This is a genomic window from Cytobacillus sp. FSL K6-0265 (assembly GCF_038003465.1).
Lineage (GTDB): Bacteria > Bacillota > Bacilli > Bacillales > Cytobacillaceae > Cytobacillus > Cytobacillus stercorigallinarum.
In genome coordinates, this window is the sequence record NZ_JBBOPE010000001.1 from 559,910 (window position 1) to 577,862 (window position 17,953).

Annotated in this window: 11 protein-coding genes, 3 rRNA genes and 3 riboswitches; of the genes, 13 read left to right on the forward strand and 1 reads right to left on the reverse strand. The window is 42.2% G+C overall.

The window, feature by feature from the left end; all coding sequences use genetic code 11:
- Position 1 precedes the first annotated feature (1 nt).
- The 8 genes from MHH73_RS02960 (at position 2) to rrf (ending at position 13,137) form a co-directional block, all read left to right on the forward strand.
- On the forward strand, positions 2–1,198 hold the full coding sequence (locus MHH73_RS02960; protein WP_341064514.1) for a DUF58 domain-containing protein: 1,197 nt from the start codon (positions 2–4) through the stop codon (positions 1,196–1,198).
- Positions 1,195–3,387: a transglutaminase TgpA family protein gene (locus MHH73_RS02965; RefSeq protein ID WP_341064517.1), complete on the forward strand. Its 2,193-nt coding sequence runs from the start codon at positions 1,195–1,197 to the stop codon at positions 3,385–3,387. The genes MHH73_RS02960 and MHH73_RS02965 overlap by 4 nt, the downstream gene beginning before the upstream one ends.
- Positions 3,388–3,456: 69 nt before the next feature.
- Positions 3,457–3,558, forward strand: a riboswitch (purine riboswitch).
- Positions 3,559–3,765: 207 nt separating this feature from the next.
- Positions 3,766–5,286 (forward strand): glutamine-hydrolyzing GMP synthase, encoded by a 1,521-nt coding sequence (gene guaA, locus MHH73_RS02970; RefSeq protein ID WP_445662537.1) that lies wholly within the window; start codon positions 3,766–3,768, stop codon positions 5,284–5,286.
- Between the two features lie 71 nt (positions 5,287–5,357).
- Positions 5,358–5,870 carry a GNAT family N-acetyltransferase gene (locus MHH73_RS02975; protein WP_341064521.1) on the forward strand — a complete coding sequence of 171 codons (513 nt, stop codon included), beginning with the start codon at positions 5,358–5,360 and terminating at the stop codon, positions 5,868–5,870.
- A 166-nt stretch (positions 5,871–6,036) separates the two neighbouring features.
- Positions 6,037–6,140: riboswitch (purine riboswitch) on the forward strand.
- Positions 6,141–6,268: 128 nt separating this feature from the next.
- Complete coding sequence (locus MHH73_RS02980) at positions 6,269–7,594, forward strand: NCS2 family permease (RefSeq protein WP_341064524.1); 1,326 nt, start codon at positions 6,269–6,271, stop codon at positions 7,592–7,594.
- 497 nt (positions 7,595–8,091) lie between these two features.
- Positions 8,092–9,640, forward strand: a 16S ribosomal RNA gene (locus MHH73_RS02985).
- Between the two features lie 217 nt (positions 9,641–9,857).
- Positions 9,858–12,791 (forward strand): 23S ribosomal RNA (locus MHH73_RS02990).
- A gap of 229 nt (positions 12,792–13,020) precedes the next feature.
- Positions 13,021–13,137 (forward strand): 5S ribosomal RNA (gene rrf, locus MHH73_RS02995).
- Together the 16S, 23S and 5S rRNA genes form the textbook arrangement of a ribosomal RNA operon.
- Before the next feature lie 103 nt (positions 13,138–13,240).
- On the opposite strand, the gene MHH73_RS03000 is transcribed toward rrf, so the two are convergent.
- Positions 13,241–13,729 carry a hypothetical protein gene (locus MHH73_RS03000; protein ID WP_341064526.1) on the reverse strand — a complete coding sequence of 163 codons (489 nt, stop codon included), beginning with the start codon at positions 13,727–13,729 and terminating at the stop codon, positions 13,241–13,243.
- A gap of 192 nt (positions 13,730–13,921) precedes the next feature.
- On the opposite strand from MHH73_RS03000, the gene MHH73_RS03005 reads away from it, so the two are divergent.
- From MHH73_RS03005 to purB, 5 genes are all read left to right on the forward strand, one after another.
- Entirely contained in the window at positions 13,922–14,464 is a 543-nt protein-coding gene (locus MHH73_RS03005; protein ID WP_341064531.1) for a DUF2179 domain-containing protein, read from the forward strand.
- On the forward strand, positions 14,461–14,655 hold the full coding sequence (locus MHH73_RS03010; protein WP_191816433.1) for an NETI motif-containing protein: 195 nt from the start codon (positions 14,461–14,463) through the stop codon (positions 14,653–14,655). The genes MHH73_RS03005 and MHH73_RS03010 overlap by 4 nt, the downstream gene beginning before the upstream one ends.
- A gap of 94 nt (positions 14,656–14,749) precedes the next feature.
- Positions 14,750–14,851, forward strand: a riboswitch (purine riboswitch).
- Between the two features lie 143 nt (positions 14,852–14,994).
- A complete protein-coding gene (gene purE, locus MHH73_RS03015) occupies positions 14,995–15,483 on the forward strand; it encodes a 5-(carboxyamino)imidazole ribonucleotide mutase (RefSeq protein WP_191816435.1) in 489 nt (162 codons plus the stop codon).
- Positions 15,470–16,624: a 5-(carboxyamino)imidazole ribonucleotide synthase gene (gene purK, locus MHH73_RS03020; protein WP_341069638.1), complete on the forward strand. Its 1,155-nt coding sequence runs from the start codon at positions 15,470–15,472 to the stop codon at positions 16,622–16,624. Before purE ends, purK begins: the two co-directional genes overlap by 14 nt.
- 3 nt (positions 16,625–16,627) lie before the next feature.
- Positions 16,628–17,920 (forward strand): adenylosuccinate lyase, encoded by a 1,293-nt coding sequence (purB, locus tag MHH73_RS03025; RefSeq protein WP_191816437.1) that lies wholly within the window; start codon positions 16,628–16,630, stop codon positions 17,918–17,920.
- Positions 17,921–17,953: the final 33 nt, after the last annotated feature.

The following is a 17,953-nucleotide window of genomic DNA, read 5'->3' on the forward strand; positions in this document are numbered from 1 at the left end:
GATGAGGCGCTGGTTATTCGCAGTGAAGGGCGTATGGAAGTTATTATTGTTGTTCCTTCTATTGCTCATTACTTTTTCATACGCGATGTTTCAAGGAGGATTTGTCAGCTGGTTCTTATTTTATAGCTTTTTACCGTTTGGTTTATATGCACTTGCACTGGCAATGTATCCGTTGTATCGCATCCATGTGAAGAGAGAACTTTCCAGTCAAGAAGTAAGTGCGGGAGATACACTATCGATACGGCATGCTATTCATATAGATACGGCTTTTCCGTTATTTTTCCTTGTCGTCGAAGATCATATCACTTCTTCGCTACAGATGAAGAAATATATGTTATTTCCTGGATTTCGTAAAAACATCGTTGTTTCACAATCATTTAAGCAAATCTCTCGCGGAGAGCATGTATTCCGATATATCCGCCTGAAAATAGGTGACCCTCTTGGATTAATTGAACGTGAAGTCAACATGCCCCTAGAAGACCGCATGATTGTGTATCCTACTTATGAAGAAATGGTTTATCAACCATTCAGTCATCAATTTGATCAAGGAATGACGGCTTCAGATGAAAGGGTGCAGAGAGATACATCTATGGCTACAGGCGTCCGTGAATATCAACCAGGTGATCGTTTTTCTTGGATTAACTGGAAAGCATCCGCTAAGCGTAATGAGATGATGGTTAAAGAATTTGAACAGCGCAAATCGCATGATGTGTATCTTCTCATAGATCGTTTCCCTGATGTGCATTTTGAAGCAGTCGTTTCTTTTACCGCTTCTCTTGCACATGCGATTCTGCGAAAAGGGGCACAGGTAGGGTTCCTTTCAGCGGGGAGAAATCGAGTAGAGTTCCCTATACTTGGTGGTGAAGGGCAGTTACAACGAATCTTTTACCATCTAGCTACAGTGAAGGCGGATAGTAAACGTCCTTTAGAACAAGTATTAGACGTAGAAAAAAGTCGTGCCCAACAAAATGATCAATTACTGCTTGTTACCGCTAAGTTAAACAAACGTTTGATTGAAAAGGCGAGCCTTTATTCTCAAAAAGGAAATGTGACGATTTTTCTTGTGAAAAGAAAGGAAGAGCAAGCAGTGCAAGAGGAAATTCGTTTAAAAGACACCGCTACTTCAAGAGGAATACGTATACAAATTGTGCATGAAGGTCAATTTTCTGCCGCATTCTCGGAGGTGAGGAACGGATGATGAAACGATTTTCTACTTTGGTTCTTTATCTATTTGGTTTTCTCCTCATTTGGGAATGGATTAGGCCGTTAGAGCAATTAACCGATACAGGGAATGTGTGGGTGTTCTTTCTTTTCCTATGTATTGCCCTTTCGATGGATTTTCTAAAATGGCATTGGGTCATTCGCTTTGTGATTAATGGAGCGATTATTTTCTTCAGTTTAATGTATATTTATTTTCTTGATCAATATGGGCTGATCGGTTCGGTTCCTATGATGATTCAAGAGTTATTTGATAACTTCTTGACAATGTTACAAGCACAATGGACGTCTATAACGGACATGTTTAGGACTTTATTATTCTTCATTCTTTTATGGTTGATGTCTTACCTTATTCAATATTGGCTCATTCAACGGAGACAAATCTTTATTTTCTTTTTCATGACATTGGTTTATATTACTGTTCTTGATACATTCACACCGTATAATGCAGAAATGGCTATTATTCGTACCGTGGTTAGTGGATTTTTAATGATGGGGATTCTCGCCTTCTATCGTCAACTAGAGAAGGAAGAGATTGAGACGAAAACAACGAAGCTAAGCAGATGGATGATCCCTCTAAGTGGATTTGTCCTCATCAGTTCTCTCATTGCCTTCGCTGCACCGAAAGCAGATCCAATTTGGCCAGACCCTGTCCCTTATATCACCTCATTTAATGAAGATAGTGACAATGAAGAGGCTGGAGGGATACGAAAAATTGGCTATGGTGAGGATGATTCTCTATTAGGTGGCTCTTTTGTTCCTGATGATACGCTCGTGTTTGTTGCGAAAACAGAAGATCCCCACTATTGGAAAGTAGAGACAAAAGATGTCTATACAGGTAAGGGTTGGGAACTTTCAGAAGAAGATCTTGGCAGCCAGTTTTTTGTATCAGGAGAAGAAGTTCCTTTGGAATCATTTTCAGAAAATGAAAATGTGGCTGTTGAGGAAAGAGTTAGTAATGTACAAATGAACGCAGCACGTCCTCAAATTGTCTATCCATTAGGGATAAAAAGTTTTCAAAGTGAAGGCATTCCATTTGAATTGAATGAAGCACTTGAGAAATTTTCTATTAGATATGCAGAGGATTCTCTCATGCCAACTTATGACGTCATCTTTAATGAACCAACGTTTAGTGTGAATGCCTTAACTGCGGTTAATAATGATAATCACGGATTGGATTCAGCGTTTTATGAAAGGTATACGCAATTACCAAAAAAACTCCCTGATCGTGTTCGTGAATTGGCAGAAGAGATTGTAGCAGGGCATGATAATTGGTTTAATCAAATCCGTGAGATTGAAGGATATTTTGCTCGATCGGGTTTTGTTTATTCCCAAACTGATGTGGCCGTGCCAGGACCGGATGAAGATTATGTCGATCAATTTTTGTTTGAAACGAAGTTAGGTTATTGCGATAACTTTTCTACAGCAATGATCGTGCTAGCCCGTTCAGCGGGTATTCCGACGAGATGGGTTAAAGGGTTTACAGAAGGTGAAAGAATCAATGGAAATGGATATAGTGTTGGTACCTATAACATTACGAATAACAATGCTCACTCATGGGTGGAGGCTTATTTTCCTGGTGTTGGCTGGATTCCGTTTGAGCCAACAACAGGTTTTAGTAATCCTGTAGAATATGAGTTTGATTTAGATGAAGAAACAACGCCTAATAACACTGAGGAAACAGAAACACCGGAAAGAGAAGAGAGACTAGAGGAAGCAGAACCAACTGAACAAACAGAAACAGCGTCAAGCACCTTTAGTTTGACGAAACTGTGGGATTCGGTAATGGAAGCTGTTCAACAACATTGGAAAAAGATTGTAAGTATCATCATTGCGCTTGCTTTCATCGGTTGCCTCACGTATATCAAGCGGGGGAGATGGCTGCCTTACTTCTATATTTGGACATATAAACATCGAAATAAAGACCAGGATTTTGAGAAAGCGTACCTTGTTTTATTACACGAATTAGCACGGTTCGGGATGAAAAGGAAACAAGGACAAACCTTACATTCTTTTGCTAAAGAGGTCGATTATGCGCTTGGGCATCAACAAATGAGTCAGTTGACGGCGAGTTACGAAGCTTATTTATACAGTAGTAGGCAAGAAAAGGGTATTTGGAAGAGGAATAAGGAATTGTGGGAAAATTTAATAAAAGCGACAATCGCTTGACCGTTAAAATAACCTGTTGTTAAAATAGTTGAATGAGAAGTCATGGATTCTTATACATGACGACTATCAATAATTTTAACGAATAACCTTCATATATCCTTGGTAATATGGTCCGAGAGTTTCTACCAGGCTGCCTATAACAGTCTGACTATGAAGGCAGAATATATTTTAGCCTAGCTAGATTTCTGCCTTCTGACTGTATTTAAAAGGGAAGAACTCTAGTTTTTTGTATGAAATAGTAGGTGTTGGATAACCTACAAATGATACATTCGGAGTCACTCTTCATTATGAAGTGGAATAAAAGAATGAGGGATTCATTCTATCAATGTTGACGAGGTGAACAGCGTGACGGGGAAAGTAGAATTGCATGACCAGGAAATGATCGTTGTACTAGACTTTGGTAGTCAGTACAATCAGTTGATTACACGCAGAATTAGGGAGTTTGGCGTTTATAGTGAATTACATCCGCATACCATTACTGCACAAGAAATCAAAGAAATGAATCCAAAAGGAATCATCTTCTCTGGTGGTCCAAACAGTGTTTACGGCGAAAATGCTTTTCGTTGTGACCCAGAAATCTTTGAGTTAGGTTTACCAATCTTCGGTATTTGCTACGGTATGCAATTAATGACGATGCATTTCGGAGGAAAAGTAGAAGGCGCAAAGCAGCGTGAGTACGGTAAAGCTGTATTAAAATTACAAAATCAATCTAAATTATTTGCCGATCTTCCTGAAGAGCAAGTGGTTTGGATGAGTCATGGTGACTTAGTCGTTGAAGCACCAGAAGGTTTTGCAATTGATGGCACTAACCCTTCTTGTCCTGTAGCGGCGATTAGTGACGAAGCACGTGGATTATATGGTGTTCAATTCCACCCAGAAGTACGTCATTCTGTATACGGTAATGATATGCTGAAAAACTTTGTTTTCGGTATTTGTGGCTGTAAAGGCGATTGGTCTATGGAAAACTTCATTGAAATCGAAATGGAAAAAATCCGCCAAACAGTTGGAGATAAGAAAGTCCTTTGTGCACTTAGTGGCGGAGTAGATTCTTCTGTTGTTGCTGTTCTTATTCATAAAGCGATTGGTGACCAATTAACATGTATTTTTGTTGATCACGGTTTACTGCGTAAAGATGAAGCAGAAGGTGTTATGAAAACTTTCTCTGAAGGCTTCAATATGAATGTCATTAAAGTAGATGCCAAAGATCGTTTCTTAAGCAAACTTGAAGGCGTCAGTGATCCAGAGAAAAAACGTAAAATTATCGGTAATGAATTCATTTACGTATTTGATGATGAAGCACATAAATTAGAAGGTATTGATTATTTAGCACAAGGTACACTTTATACAGATATTATCGAAAGTGGTACAGCAACTGCGCAAACAATCAAATCACACCACAACGTAGGTGGACTACCTGAAGATATGCAATTCCAATTAATTGAGCCGCTTAATACTTTATTTAAAGATGAAGTACGCGCACTTGGAACAGAATTAGGTATTCCAGATGATATCGTTTGGAGACAACCATTCCCAGGCCCTGGATTAGGTATCCGTGTGCTTGGTGCGATTTCAGAGGAAAAACTTGAAATCGTCCGTGAATCAGATGCGATTTTACGTGAAGAAATCAAAAATGCCGGCCTTGAAAGAGATGTATGGCAATATTTCACTGTCCTACCTGACATTCGTAGTGTAGGTGTAATGGGCGATGCGCGTACGTATGATTACACAATTGGTATCCGCGCCGTTACATCAATTGATGGAATGACATCTGATTGGGCACGTATTCCATGGGATGTCCTTGAGGTTATCTCAACAAGAATTGTTAATGAAGTGGATCATATCAACCGCGTTGTCTATGATATTACTTCTAAGCCGCCTGCAACGATTGAGTGGGAATAAAACAATACACCTTAGAATCCTAGTTTGGATTCTAAGGTTTTTTAATAAGTATTCTTTTGGGAGGGTGTTAGGTGTTATATTTAAAACATGCACAATTAGATGAGTTAGATGAAATCATGTCCATTGTTGACCGAGCAAGAGAAACGATTATTAAAAGAGGTATCCCACAATGGCAGGATGGAGATGGACCCAATCGAGAAATCATTACACAGGATATTTCGAATAAGGAAGCCTACGTGTTGATCGCGAATGAACGAATAGTCGGTATTGGCACGATCTTAACTGCGCCAGAAGAACCTTATGAGCAATTAGTGAATTGGCAGAAAGCAGAAACGCCGTATGCATCAGTTCATCGAGTAGCGATTGATCCAGAGATGCAAGGAAAGGGTTATTCGACGATATTGCTGCAACATTTAATTAGCGCTGCTAGGCTCAATGGATTTCGTGATGTTCGCATTGACACCCATCCGGAAAATGAAGTCATGCAAAAGGTGATTCAGAAAGCTGGTTTTTCCTATATTGGGGATGTGGAACTAGATGTTCCAAATGGTAATCGATTTGCCTACCAAATATTGCTTAAATAAAAGAAGTATTGCTTCCTAAATCCAGTTAGTTTATAGTTAAACCAGATGAAATTAAGTGTATAAAGTGGTAAATAAACCTAATTCCGAACATTGGTAAAAAACGGACTGTAAAATGTTCGTTTTTTTATATTGACTAGGACTTTTTTAATTGCTAATATAATAGAGAAATAAATATTAAAAACATCTTCGTATAATGTTGGGAATATGGCCCAAAAGTTTCTACCAAGTTACCGTAAATGACTTGACTACTTGATGTGTGTGCGTGACAAAGGAATGTGCTTTAGATATTATACTAATCTTATTTTTTACATTCCAGGTTACTTATACCATCCCTGTTGTCAAGACTTCGGTTACTTTCCGAAGTTTTTTTTAATGCCAACTTTAGGGGGAAAATGAAAATGAAAAAGTACTTCCGATTTGATGAACTCGGCACTACCTATCGCCGTGAGATTATTGGTGGGATTACAACATTCTTAGCTATGGCTTATATATTGGCAGTCAATCCAATTACATTAACGTTAGCGGATGTACCTGATCTACCAGATCATATGAGAATGGATTATGGTGCAGTATTCGTTGCAACAGCTATATCAGCTGCCATTGGTTGCTTGATTATGGGCCTCATAGCCAAGTATCCTATTGGTCTTGCACCGGGTTTAGGATTGAATGCGTTTTTTGCTTATACAGTTATCTTAGTGAATGGCATGCCTTGGCAACACGCGTTAGCAGCCGTATTTATTTCGAGTGTATTTTTCTTAATCTTAACTTTAACAGGTTTGCGTGAAAAATTAATCAATGCGATTCCTTTCGAATTAAAGATTGCTGTAGGTGCAGGTATAGGTTTATTCATTACTTTTATCGGTTTACAATCTGCAGGAATTATCGTAAATAATGATGCAACTTTAGTAGCTCTAGGAGATTTAACTGAACCAAACACATTACTTGCTGTATTTGGAATCATTGTAACAATTATTTTTATGACAAGAGGCGTAAAAGCTGGTATTTTCTTCGGAATGGTTATTACAATGATTGTCGGTATGATTTTTGGATTAATTCAAACACCTGAAAAAGTTATGGATGCAGTACCGAGTGTAGCGCCAACTTTCGGATCATTATTCTCAGCATTTGGTGATCCATCATTCTATACAACTGCAATGTTAGGTGTTATTTTAACTTTCTTATTCGTTGATTTCTTTGACAACGCAGGAACATTAATGGCAGTAGCTAACCAAGCAGGATTTGTGAAAAATAATAAGTTACCACGTGCAGGTAAGGCGTTATTTGCTGATGCAACTGCATCTATGACAGGTTCTATTTTCGGGACTTCAACAGTTACTTCTTTTGTTGAATCATCTGCTGGTGTTGCCGCAGGTGCAAGAACTGGTTTTGCAGCCATCATTACAGCGATTTGTTTCTTATTATCATTATTTTTCTTCCCGTTATTAGAAGTAGTTACATCCGCAGTCACAGCGCCAGCTTTAATTATCGTTGGTATCTTGATGGTATCCTCTCTTGGTCAAATTGACTGGAATCGATTCGAAATCGCAGTGCCATCATTCTTTACAATGGTGACAATGCCACTTTCTTATAGTATTGCAACAGGTATTGCAGTAGGATTTATTTTCTACCCAATTACAATGCTTCTTAAAGGAAGAGGAAAAGAGATTCATCCAATTATGTATTTCTTCTTCTTTGTTTTCCTAGCTTACTTGATTTTTCATTAATTGATTGGAATTTGAAGAGCATCCTTTAGAAGGGTGCTCTTTTTGGTGTGAACAATAATCAGATCATCTTTCTTCTATATAATATGTATGTTGTTTGGATGATAAGGAAAGGTGAGTAGGGTTCGTCCTTATTTAAGGCCGAAAGTCGTGTTTTGATTTGGTCATTTACTTTAGGTTTAGTAGACTATTAAAAAGGTAATGTATAAAACATATAATTTTTATTAAGAAAAATAATATTTTTTGTTGACGTAAGTCGGTGAGGGTGATATTATTATAAAGCAGTCGTTGATAACACCTTTTAAAAAACACTTTTGAAAAGAAATTTCAAAAAGTTGTTGACAACAGATTGATAGAATGTTATATTTATAAAGTCGCTTCTGAAGCGAATAAGATTGTTCTTTGAAAACTGAACGAACATAAAACGTCAAGCGTAATTCTAAAAAAGCTGATTTATCAGCAACAAAGCACCATAGGTGCAAACGAGCTAATCAAACACTTTATTGGAGAGTTTGATCCTGGCTCAGGACGAACGCTGGCGGCGTGCCTAATACATGCAAGTCGAGCGAATCGGAGGGAGCTTGCTCCCGATGATTAGCGGCGGACGGGTGAGTAACACGTGGGCAACCTGCCTGTAAGACTGGGATAACTCCGGGAAACCGGGGCTAATACCGGATAATATCTATTTATACATATAATTAGATTGAAAGATGGTTCTGCTATCACTTACAGATGGGCCCGCGGCGCATTAGCTAGTTGGTGAGGTAACGGCTCACCAAGGCGACGATGCGTAGCCGACCTGAGAGGGTGATCGGCCACACTGGGACTGAGACACGGCCCAGACTCCTACGGGAGGCAGCAGTAGGGAATCTTCCGCAATGGACGAAAGTCTGACGGAGCAACGCCGCGTGAGTGATGAAGGTTTTCGGATCGTAAAACTCTGTTGTTAGGGAAGAACAAGTATCGGAGTAACTGCCGGTACCTTGACGGTACCTAACCAGAAAGCCACGGCTAACTACGTGCCAGCAGCCGCGGTAATACGTAGGTGGCAAGCGTTGTCCGGAATTATTGGGCGTAAAGCGCGCGCAGGCGGTTCCTTAAGTCTGATGTGAAAGCCCACGGCTCAACCGTGGAGGGTCATTGGAAACTGGGGAACTTGAGTGCAGAAGAGGAAAGTGGAATTCCAAGTGTAGCGGTGAAATGCGTAGAGATTTGGAGGAACACCAGTGGCGAAGGCGACTTTCTGGTCTGTAACTGACGCTGAGGCGCGAAAGCGTGGGGAGCAAACAGGATTAGATACCCTGGTAGTCCACGCCGTAAACGATGAGTGCTAAGTGTTAGAGGGTTTCCGCCCTTTAGTGCTGCAGCAAACGCATTAAGCACTCCGCCTGGGGAGTACGACCGCAAGGTTGAAACTCAAAGGAATTGACGGGGGCCCGCACAAGCGGTGGAGCATGTGGTTTAATTCGAAGCAACGCGAAGAACCTTACCAGGTCTTGACATCCTCTGACAATCCTAGAGATAGGACTTTCCCCTTCGGGGGACAGAGTGACAGGTGGTGCATGGTTGTCGTCAGCTCGTGTCGTGAGATGTTGGGTTAAGTCCCGCAACGAGCGCAACCCTTGATCTTAGTTGCCAGCATTTAGTTGGGCACTCTAAGGTGACTGCCGGTGACAAACCGGAGGAAGGTGGGGATGACGTCAAATCATCATGCCCCTTATGACCTGGGCTACACACGTGCTACAATGGATGGTACAAAGGGCTGCAAGACCGCGAGGTTTAGCCAATCCCATAAAACCATTCTCAGTTCGGATTGTAGGCTGCAACTCGCCTACATGAAGCCGGAATCGCTAGTAATCGCGGATCAGCATGCCGCGGTGAATACGTTCCCGGGCCTTGTACACACCGCCCGTCACACCACGAGAGTTTGTAACACCCGAAGTCGGTGGGGTAACCTTTTGGAGCCAGCCGCCTAAGGTGGGACAGATGATTGGGGTGAAGTCGTAACAAGGTAGCCGTATCGGAAGGTGCGGCTGGATCACCTCCTTTCTAAGGAATATACGGAATTAACTTGATGTTAGATTGTTCGTTCAGTTTTGAGAGTATAATCTCTCAATTCAATCGTTCTTTGAAAACTAGATAATGTAATGAAGAAGATTACCGAGTAATCGCCACCTTAGTTATTTTCTCTCTATATAATAGAGTAGAGATACTAAACTTTTTTAATAAACACAACCGTGAGGGAAGCGAAAGCAACCCAAACATAGGTTAAGTTAATAAGGGCGCACGGTGAATGCCTTGGCACTAGGAGCCGATGAAGGACGGGACTAACACCGATATGCTTCGGGGAGCTGTAAGTAAGCTTTGATCCGGAGATTTCCGAATGGGGAAACCCCCTATCCGTTATGGGATAGGATCCATACCTGAATACATAGGGTATGGAAGGCAGACCCGGGGAACTGAAACATCTAAGTACCCGGAGGAAGAGAAAGCAAACGCGATTCCCTGAGTAGCGGCGAGCGAAACGGGATTAGCCCAAACCAAGAGGCTTGCCTCTTGGGGTTGTAGGACATTCTATACGGAGTTACAAAGGAACGAGATAGACGAAGAGGTCTGGAAAGGCCCGCCATAGGAGGTAAAAGCCCTGTAGTCGAAACTTCGTTCCCTCCAGAGTGGATCCTGAGTACGGCGGGACACGAGAAATCCCGTCGGAAGCAGGGAGGACCATCTCCCAAGGCTAAATACTCCCTAGTGACCGATAGTGAACCAGTACCGTGAGGGAAAGGTGAAAAGCACCCCGGAAGGGGAGTGAAAGAGATCCTGAAACCGTGTGCCTACAAGTAGTTAGAGCCCGTTAATGGGTGATAGCGTGCCTTTTGTAGAATGAACCGGCGAGTTACGATTACATGCGAGGTTAAGTTGGACAGACGGAGCCGTAGCGAAAGCGAGTCTGAATAGGGCGAATATAGTATGTGGTCGTAGACCCGAAACCAGGTGATCTACCCATGTCCAGGGTGAAGTCCAGGTAACACTGGATGGAGGCCCGAACCCACGTACGTTGAAAAGTGCGGGGATGAGGTGTGGGTAGCGGAGAAATTCCAATCGAACTTGGAGATAGCTGGTTCTCTCCGAAATAGCTTTAGGGCTAGCCTCATGCGTAAGAATCTTGGAGGTAGAGCACTGTTTGGACTAGGGGCCCTCATCGGGTTACCGAATTCAGACAAACTCCGAATGCCAAAGATTTATCCATGGGAGTCAGACTGCGAGTGATAAGATCCGTAGTCAAGAGGGAAACAGCCCAGACCACCAGCTAAGGTCCCAAAGTATACGTTAAGTGGAAAAGGATGTGGAGTTGCTTAGACAACCAGGATGTTGGCTTAGAAGCAGCCACCATTTAAAGAGTGCGTAATAGCTCACTGGTCGAGTGACTCCGCGCCGAAAATGTACCGGGGCTAAACGTATCACCGAAGCTGTGGATTGAACATCGTAGATGTTCAGTGGTAGGAGAGCGTTCTAAGGGCGTTGAAGCTAGACCGTAAGGACTGGTGGAGCGCTTAGAAGTGAGAATGCCGGTATGAGTAGCGAAAGATGGGTGAGAATCCCATCCACCGAATGCCTAAGGTTTCCTGAGGAAGGCTCGTCCGCTCAGGGTTAGTCGGGACCTAAGCCGAGGCTGAAAAGCGTAGGCGATGGACAACAGGTTGATATTCCTGTACCACCGTATTCTGTTTGAGTGATGGGGGGACGCAGGAGGATAGGGTAAGCGCACTATTGGATGTGCGTCTAAGCAGTTAGAGGGACCATGAGGCAAATCCCATGGTCACATACCTTGAGCTGTGATAGCGAGGGAAATTTAGTACCGAAGTTCTTGATTCCACACTGCCAAGAAAAGCCTCTAGCGAGGAATAAGGTGCCCGTACCGCAAACCGACACAGGTAGGCGAGGAGAGAATCCTAAGGTGAGCGAGAGAACTCTCGTTAAGGAACTCGGCAAAATGACCCCGTAACTTCGGGAGAAGGGGTGCTCATTAGGGTGTTAAAGCCTTGATGAGCCGCAGTGAATAGGCCCAGGCGACTGTTTAGCAAAAACACAGGTCTCTGCGAAGCCGCAAGGCGAAGTATAGGGGCTGACGCCTGCCCGGTGCTGGAAGGTTAAGAGGAGAGGTTAGCTCACGCGAAGCTTTGAATCGAAGCCCCAGTAAACGGCGGCCGTAACTATAACGGTCCTAAGGTAGCGAAATTCCTTGTCGGGTAAGTTCCGACCCGCACGAAAGGCGTAACGATCTGGGCACTGTCTCAACGAGAGACTCGGTGAAATTATAGTACCTGTGAAGATGCAGGTTACCCGCGACAGGACGGAAAGACCCCGTGGAGCTTTACTGTAGCCTGATATTGAATTTTGGTACAGCTTGTACAGGATAGGTAGGAGCCTTAGAAGCCGGAGCGCTAGCTTCGGTGGAGGCGTCGGTGGGATACTACCCCCGCTGTATTGAAATTCTAACCCACATCCCTTATCGGGATGGGAGACAGTGTCAGGTGGGCAGTTTGACTGGGGCGGTCGCCTCCTAAAGAGTAACGGAGGCGCCCAAAGGTTCCCTCAGAATGGTTGGAAATCATTCGTAGAGTGTAAAGGCACAAGGGAGCTTGACTGCGAGACCTACAAGTCGAGCAGGGACGAAAGTCGGGCTTAGTGATCCGGTGGTTCCGCATGGAAGGGCCATCGCTCAACGGATAAAAGCTACCCCGGGGATAACAGGCTTATCTCCCCCAAGAGTCCACATCGACGGGGAGGTTTGGCACCTCGATGTCGGCTCATCGCATCCTGGGGCTGTAGTCGGTCCCAAGGGTTGGGCTGTTCGCCCATTAAAGCGGTACGCGAGCTGGGTTCAGAACGTCGTGAGACAGTTCGGTCCCTATCCGTCGTGGGCGCAGGAAATTTGAGAGGAGCTGTCCTTAGTACGAGAGGACCGGGATGGACGCACCGCTGGTGTACCAGTTGTCTTGCCAAAGGCATCGCTGGGTAGCTATGTGCGGAAGGGATAAGTGCTGAAAGCATCTAAGCATGAAGCCCCCCTCGAGATGAGATTTCCCATAGCGCAAGCTAGTAAGATCCCTGAAAGATGATCAGGTTGATAGGTTAGAGGTGGAAGTGTGGCGACACATGCAGCTGACTAATACTAATCGATCGAGGACTTAACCAATTCGAAATGCGGAGGCGCCTTGCCCAGGTGCGACAAGCATAAGACGAATTTGACAGGAGGTTGTTCTTTAACCTCATGACAAATTTGGCTTATGACCTCGAGCACCTAGGCGCCGTAGCTAGACACAACTACCTTAGTAGTACCGTCAGCACGCATAGGCGATTACTCAACAACAATCTTCTTCAACATTACCTAGTTTTGAGGGAACGATTCCCTTATAATTTCATAGTCCGGTGGCGATAGCGAGAAGGTCACACCCGTTCCCATACCGAACACGGAAGTTAAGCTTCTCAGCGCCGATGGTAGTTAGGGGCTGTCCCCTTGTGAGAGTAGGACGTTGCCGGGCAAGATGAAAGAGCACATATTTGTATGTGCTCTTTTTTCGTGCTTATTTGCTAGGTCTCTATAGATGTTTTCAAGTTTTTTACGTTCAAGTTGAAAGGCTTTATCTATTTCATTTGTAAATACTGATAAAAATGATATAAGTCTGCCCGCATTTGAAAGTTTTCTTGTTGGAGGGTGGAAGTGACGTTTTTCAATTGATTCAACTCTTCTTGCAAATATTGCAGTTTCATCTGCATATTTGCCATATCCGTTTTGGCAATATTTTTTTCTCTTTCCTCTTCACGATCGATGATTTCATTTTCTTTTATTCCTTTTATAATCGAGACGGTTCCGATACTTTCTCCGGCAGCTACAATTATACTTCCTAGTAAGGCTAATCTAAATGACTCTAAACTAAGTATTCCTTCACTTTCTGATTCAGTTATGCCTTCTTCATCTTCTTCTAGTTGATCAAAAAGACCAATGACTACAATTATGCTCCCAATAGCAGAGAGAGCGCCGCCTAGTAATGCGAGTCTCTCACTTTCACGAACCCCTTCGCCTTCAGTTTGGAAATTTGCATGTTGTCCGTAAAATGGATACCAAAAGACCATCTCTCTCCACCTCTTCTCCTATCATTAGGCATACATCCTGTATAACAGAGTATTCTTTTATATGTAGATGGTACATTGTTTCAAGCGTTTAATTAAGGAAATTTGGGGAGTCGAACAGGAAAGTAGTGATTTAACCTTGAAAGATTGGGAATAAAGATAATAAGAAGTTTGAAGTGAGATAGGAGTGTTAAAATGTTAGAGAATGCCCTTGTAATGGTAACGATTATTTTAGTTATTAATATTGTGTATGTGTCCTTTTTTACGATTCGTATGATATTAACACTTAAGGGGCAGCGTTATCAGGCAGCATTTATTAGTATGATTGAAATTGTTATTTATGTCATTGGTTTAGGCTTAGTACTCGATAATTTAGATCAGATACAAAACATTATCGCCTATGCAGTCGGGTATGGTATAGGTGTCATTGTTGGAATGAAAATTGAAGAAAAGCTTGCACTTGGCTATATTACTGTTAATGTAATAACGAAGGAGTATGATAAAGATTTGCCAAAGGATTTACGGGCCAAAGGATATGGTGTAACGTCTTGGGCTGCGAATGGGCTTGAAGGGGACCGTATGGCACTGCAAATTTTAACTCCAAGAAAATATGAATTAAAGCTGTATGAAACGATTAAAACACTTGACCCGAAGGCCTTTATCATTGCTTATGAACCAAAAACGATATATGGTGGCTTCTGGGTTAAATCTGTTAAGAAAGGTAAGTTATTTAAGTGAGTCAAAAGAAAAAGAAATTTGAAGTGTTAGAAAATGAAACGATTGATCAATGCTTAGAGCGCATGAAGCAAGAAGGCTATTTTCCAATAAGAAGAATGGAAAAACCGTACTTTAAAGAAATAAAGAAGAATGGGAAAATAGAATATGAACCTGCAGGGCAAAAAATAGTCTTTGAAGGACAACTTTTGTAGTAAAACACGAACATTAATTTTCTGACTTCTTCAATCGTTCGAGATTATCATTGACGGACAATTCGGAAGTTGTTAAGATGAAATTGAAAGAAAACCTAACAACATTTTACCCCCTCATATAATAATGGGAATATGGCCCATGAGTCTCTACCCGGGAACCGTAAATACTCGGACTATGAGGGAAAGCTTCTTGTTTGTCCAAGGGACTGGTGTCTCTAAATTCATAACTTTTGGATTTATGAATGAATGGCTCAGACAGAATCTTTCTCTCTTAGATTAGAGCGAGGATTCTATCTGGGCTTTTTCATTTTTTGGTCAAAAAGAGAATGGAGGAGAAGGATGAATATCGAAGTTGCCGTCATCATGGGTAGTACATCAGATTGGGAAACGATGAAACATACTTGTGACATTTTAGATGAGCTTGAAGTCGGTTATGAAAAAAAAGTCGTTTCTGCACACAGAACGCCTGATTTGATGTTTGATTATGCAGAAAGTGCAAGAAATAAAGGAATCAAAGTCATTATTGCAGGAGCAGGGGGTGCCGCACACTTACCTGGCATGGTAGCGGCAAAAACAACCTTACCAGTCATTGGTGTTCCAGTTCAATCTAAAGCGTTAAACGGGATAGATTCCTTATTATCCATTGTGCAAATGCCTGGCGGTGTCCCAGTTGCTACAGTTGCCATTGGTAAAGCAGGGGCAATAAATGCAGGGTTACTGGCAGGACAAATCTTAAGCGCCTTTGATAAGGAACTTGCTCAACGGTTAGAAGATAGACGAGAAAGAACAAAACAACAAGTGTTAGAAAGTAGTGATGATCTTGTCTAAACAAACCATACTACCTGGACAAACAATCGGCATAATTGGTGGAGGGCAGCTTGGTCGTATGATGGCATTATCGGCAAAAGCGAACGGTTTTCGCATAGCTGTACTTGATCCTACGGAAGATTCTCCATGTGGTCAAGTGGCTGATGTGAAGATTGTTTCAGCTTATGATGATATGAATGCGATTAAACAATTAGCAGCTATAAGTGATATTGTGACATATGAATTTGAAAATATTAGTGCTGAGGCACTTGATTGGCTTTGTGAGAATGCTTACGTGCCTCAAGGTTCACATGTATTATCGCAGACACAGGATCGCATAAAAGAGAAGGTAGCAATCACAAAAGCTGGTGCGACTGTAGCCCCGTACGCAGAGATTCACGCAACGGAAGATATTTATGCTAATATAGAAGCGCTTGGCTTTCCTGCTGTTTTGAAAACAGCAAGAGGTGGATACGATGGGAAGGGACAATATGTGATTCATAACGAAGCCGAAATAGAAAAGGCGAAAGAATTATTAAATCATGGGGCATGCGTCTTAGAGAAGTTCATTCCTTTTCAAAAAGAAATCTCAGTGATTGTTTTCAGGAATCCCAATGGTGAAACAGCCTTCTTACCAGTAGGGGAAAATGTGCATCAAGATAATATTCTACATCAAACGATTGTACCGGCGAGAATTTCTGAATTAGCTGCGCAAACAGCCTTAGAAGAGGCAAGAAAAATTGCCGATGATTTTGAGCTAGTTGGTACACTTGCGGTTGAAATGTTCCTAGGAGAAAATGATGAGATCTATATTAACGAACTAGCCCCAAGACCGCATAATTCTGGTCATTACTCTATTGAAGCATGTGAGACTTCACAATTCGAACAGCATATTCGCGCAGTTTGTAATTGGCCTTTAGCTAGCACAGAATTACTCAAACCTGCTGTCATGGTCAATATCTTAGGAGAGCATGTTGAGTCTCTTATTCAGGCCATTCCAACTGTAACGGATTGGAAGGTTCATTTATATGGGAAAGCAGAAGCGAAGTTTAAACGAAAAATGGGTCATGTGACATTGCTTCGCGACAACGTAGAGGAAGCTTTACGTGAGGTAGAAGAAAGTGACATTTGGCAAATTGCTGCAGAAAAGATCGGAGGATAAATCATGATTGATCGTTATACTCGCCCAGAGATGGGAGCTATTTGGACAGAACAGAACCGTTTCCAAGCTTGGTTAGAAGTGGAGATCCTTGCTTGCGAAGCCTGGGCAGAGCTTGGAGATATTCCTAAAGAGGATGTAGCTAAAATCCGTGAAAAAGCTTCATTTGACATTGAGCGAATTAAAGAAATAGAAGAAGAGACAAGGCATGATGTTGTTGCCTTTACACGTGCCGTTTCTGAAACACTCGGTGAAGAACGTAAATGGGTCCATTATGGCCTTACTTCTACAGATGTTGTCGACACTGCACTTTCCTATATAGTAAAGCAAGCAAATGATATCTTACTAAAAGATATCGAACGTTTTGTAGAAATTCTTAAAGTAAAAGCACAAGAACATAAAAACACAGTGATGATGGGACGTACACATGGTGTGCATGCGGAGCCGACTACTTTTGGTTTGAAAATGGCGTTATGGTATGAAGAAATGAAACGTAACTTGGCACGCTTTAAAGAGGCGGCTGCTGGCGTTGAATTCGGTAAAATTTCTGGTGCTGTTGGTACGTATGCGAATATCGATCCATTTGTTGAACAATATGTTTGTGAAAAGCTTGGTATTCAACCAGCGCCTATTTCTACACAAACACTCCAACGTGATCGTCATGCACACTATATGAGCACGATTGCATTAATTGCAACGTCCATCGAGAAGTTTGCCACTGAGATACGCGGCCTGCAAAAGAGTGAAACACGGGAAGTGGAAGAATTCTTTGCAAAAGGACAAAAGGGTTCTTCAGCCATGCCTCATAAGCGTAACCCGATTGGGTCTGAGAATATGACAGGGATGGCAAGAGTCATTCGAGGTTATATGATGACCGCGTATGAAAATGTGTCATTGTGGCATGAGCGTGATATTTCTCACTCTTCAGCGGAGCGCGTGATTTTACCAGATGCAACGATTGCATTGAATTATATGCTTAACCGCTTCGGCAATATCGTGAAGAACTTAACCGTTTATCCTGAGAATATGAAACGAAATATGGACCGTACGTTAGGGCTTATTTATTCTCAACGTGTGTTGCTCGCGTTGATCGATAAAGGCCTTGTACGTGAAGAAGCGTATGATACTGTCCAACCAAAGGCAATGGAATCATGGGAAAAACAAGTACCATTCCGTAGCTTAATTGATCAAGATGAAAAGATCACTTCTCTTTTAACAAAAGAAGAGATTGATGATTGCTTCGATTATCATCATCACTTGAAGCATGTAGATACGATCTTTAATCGTTTAGGCTTATAAAAAATAATGGGGAGAAGAAGGTTTTCCTCCTCT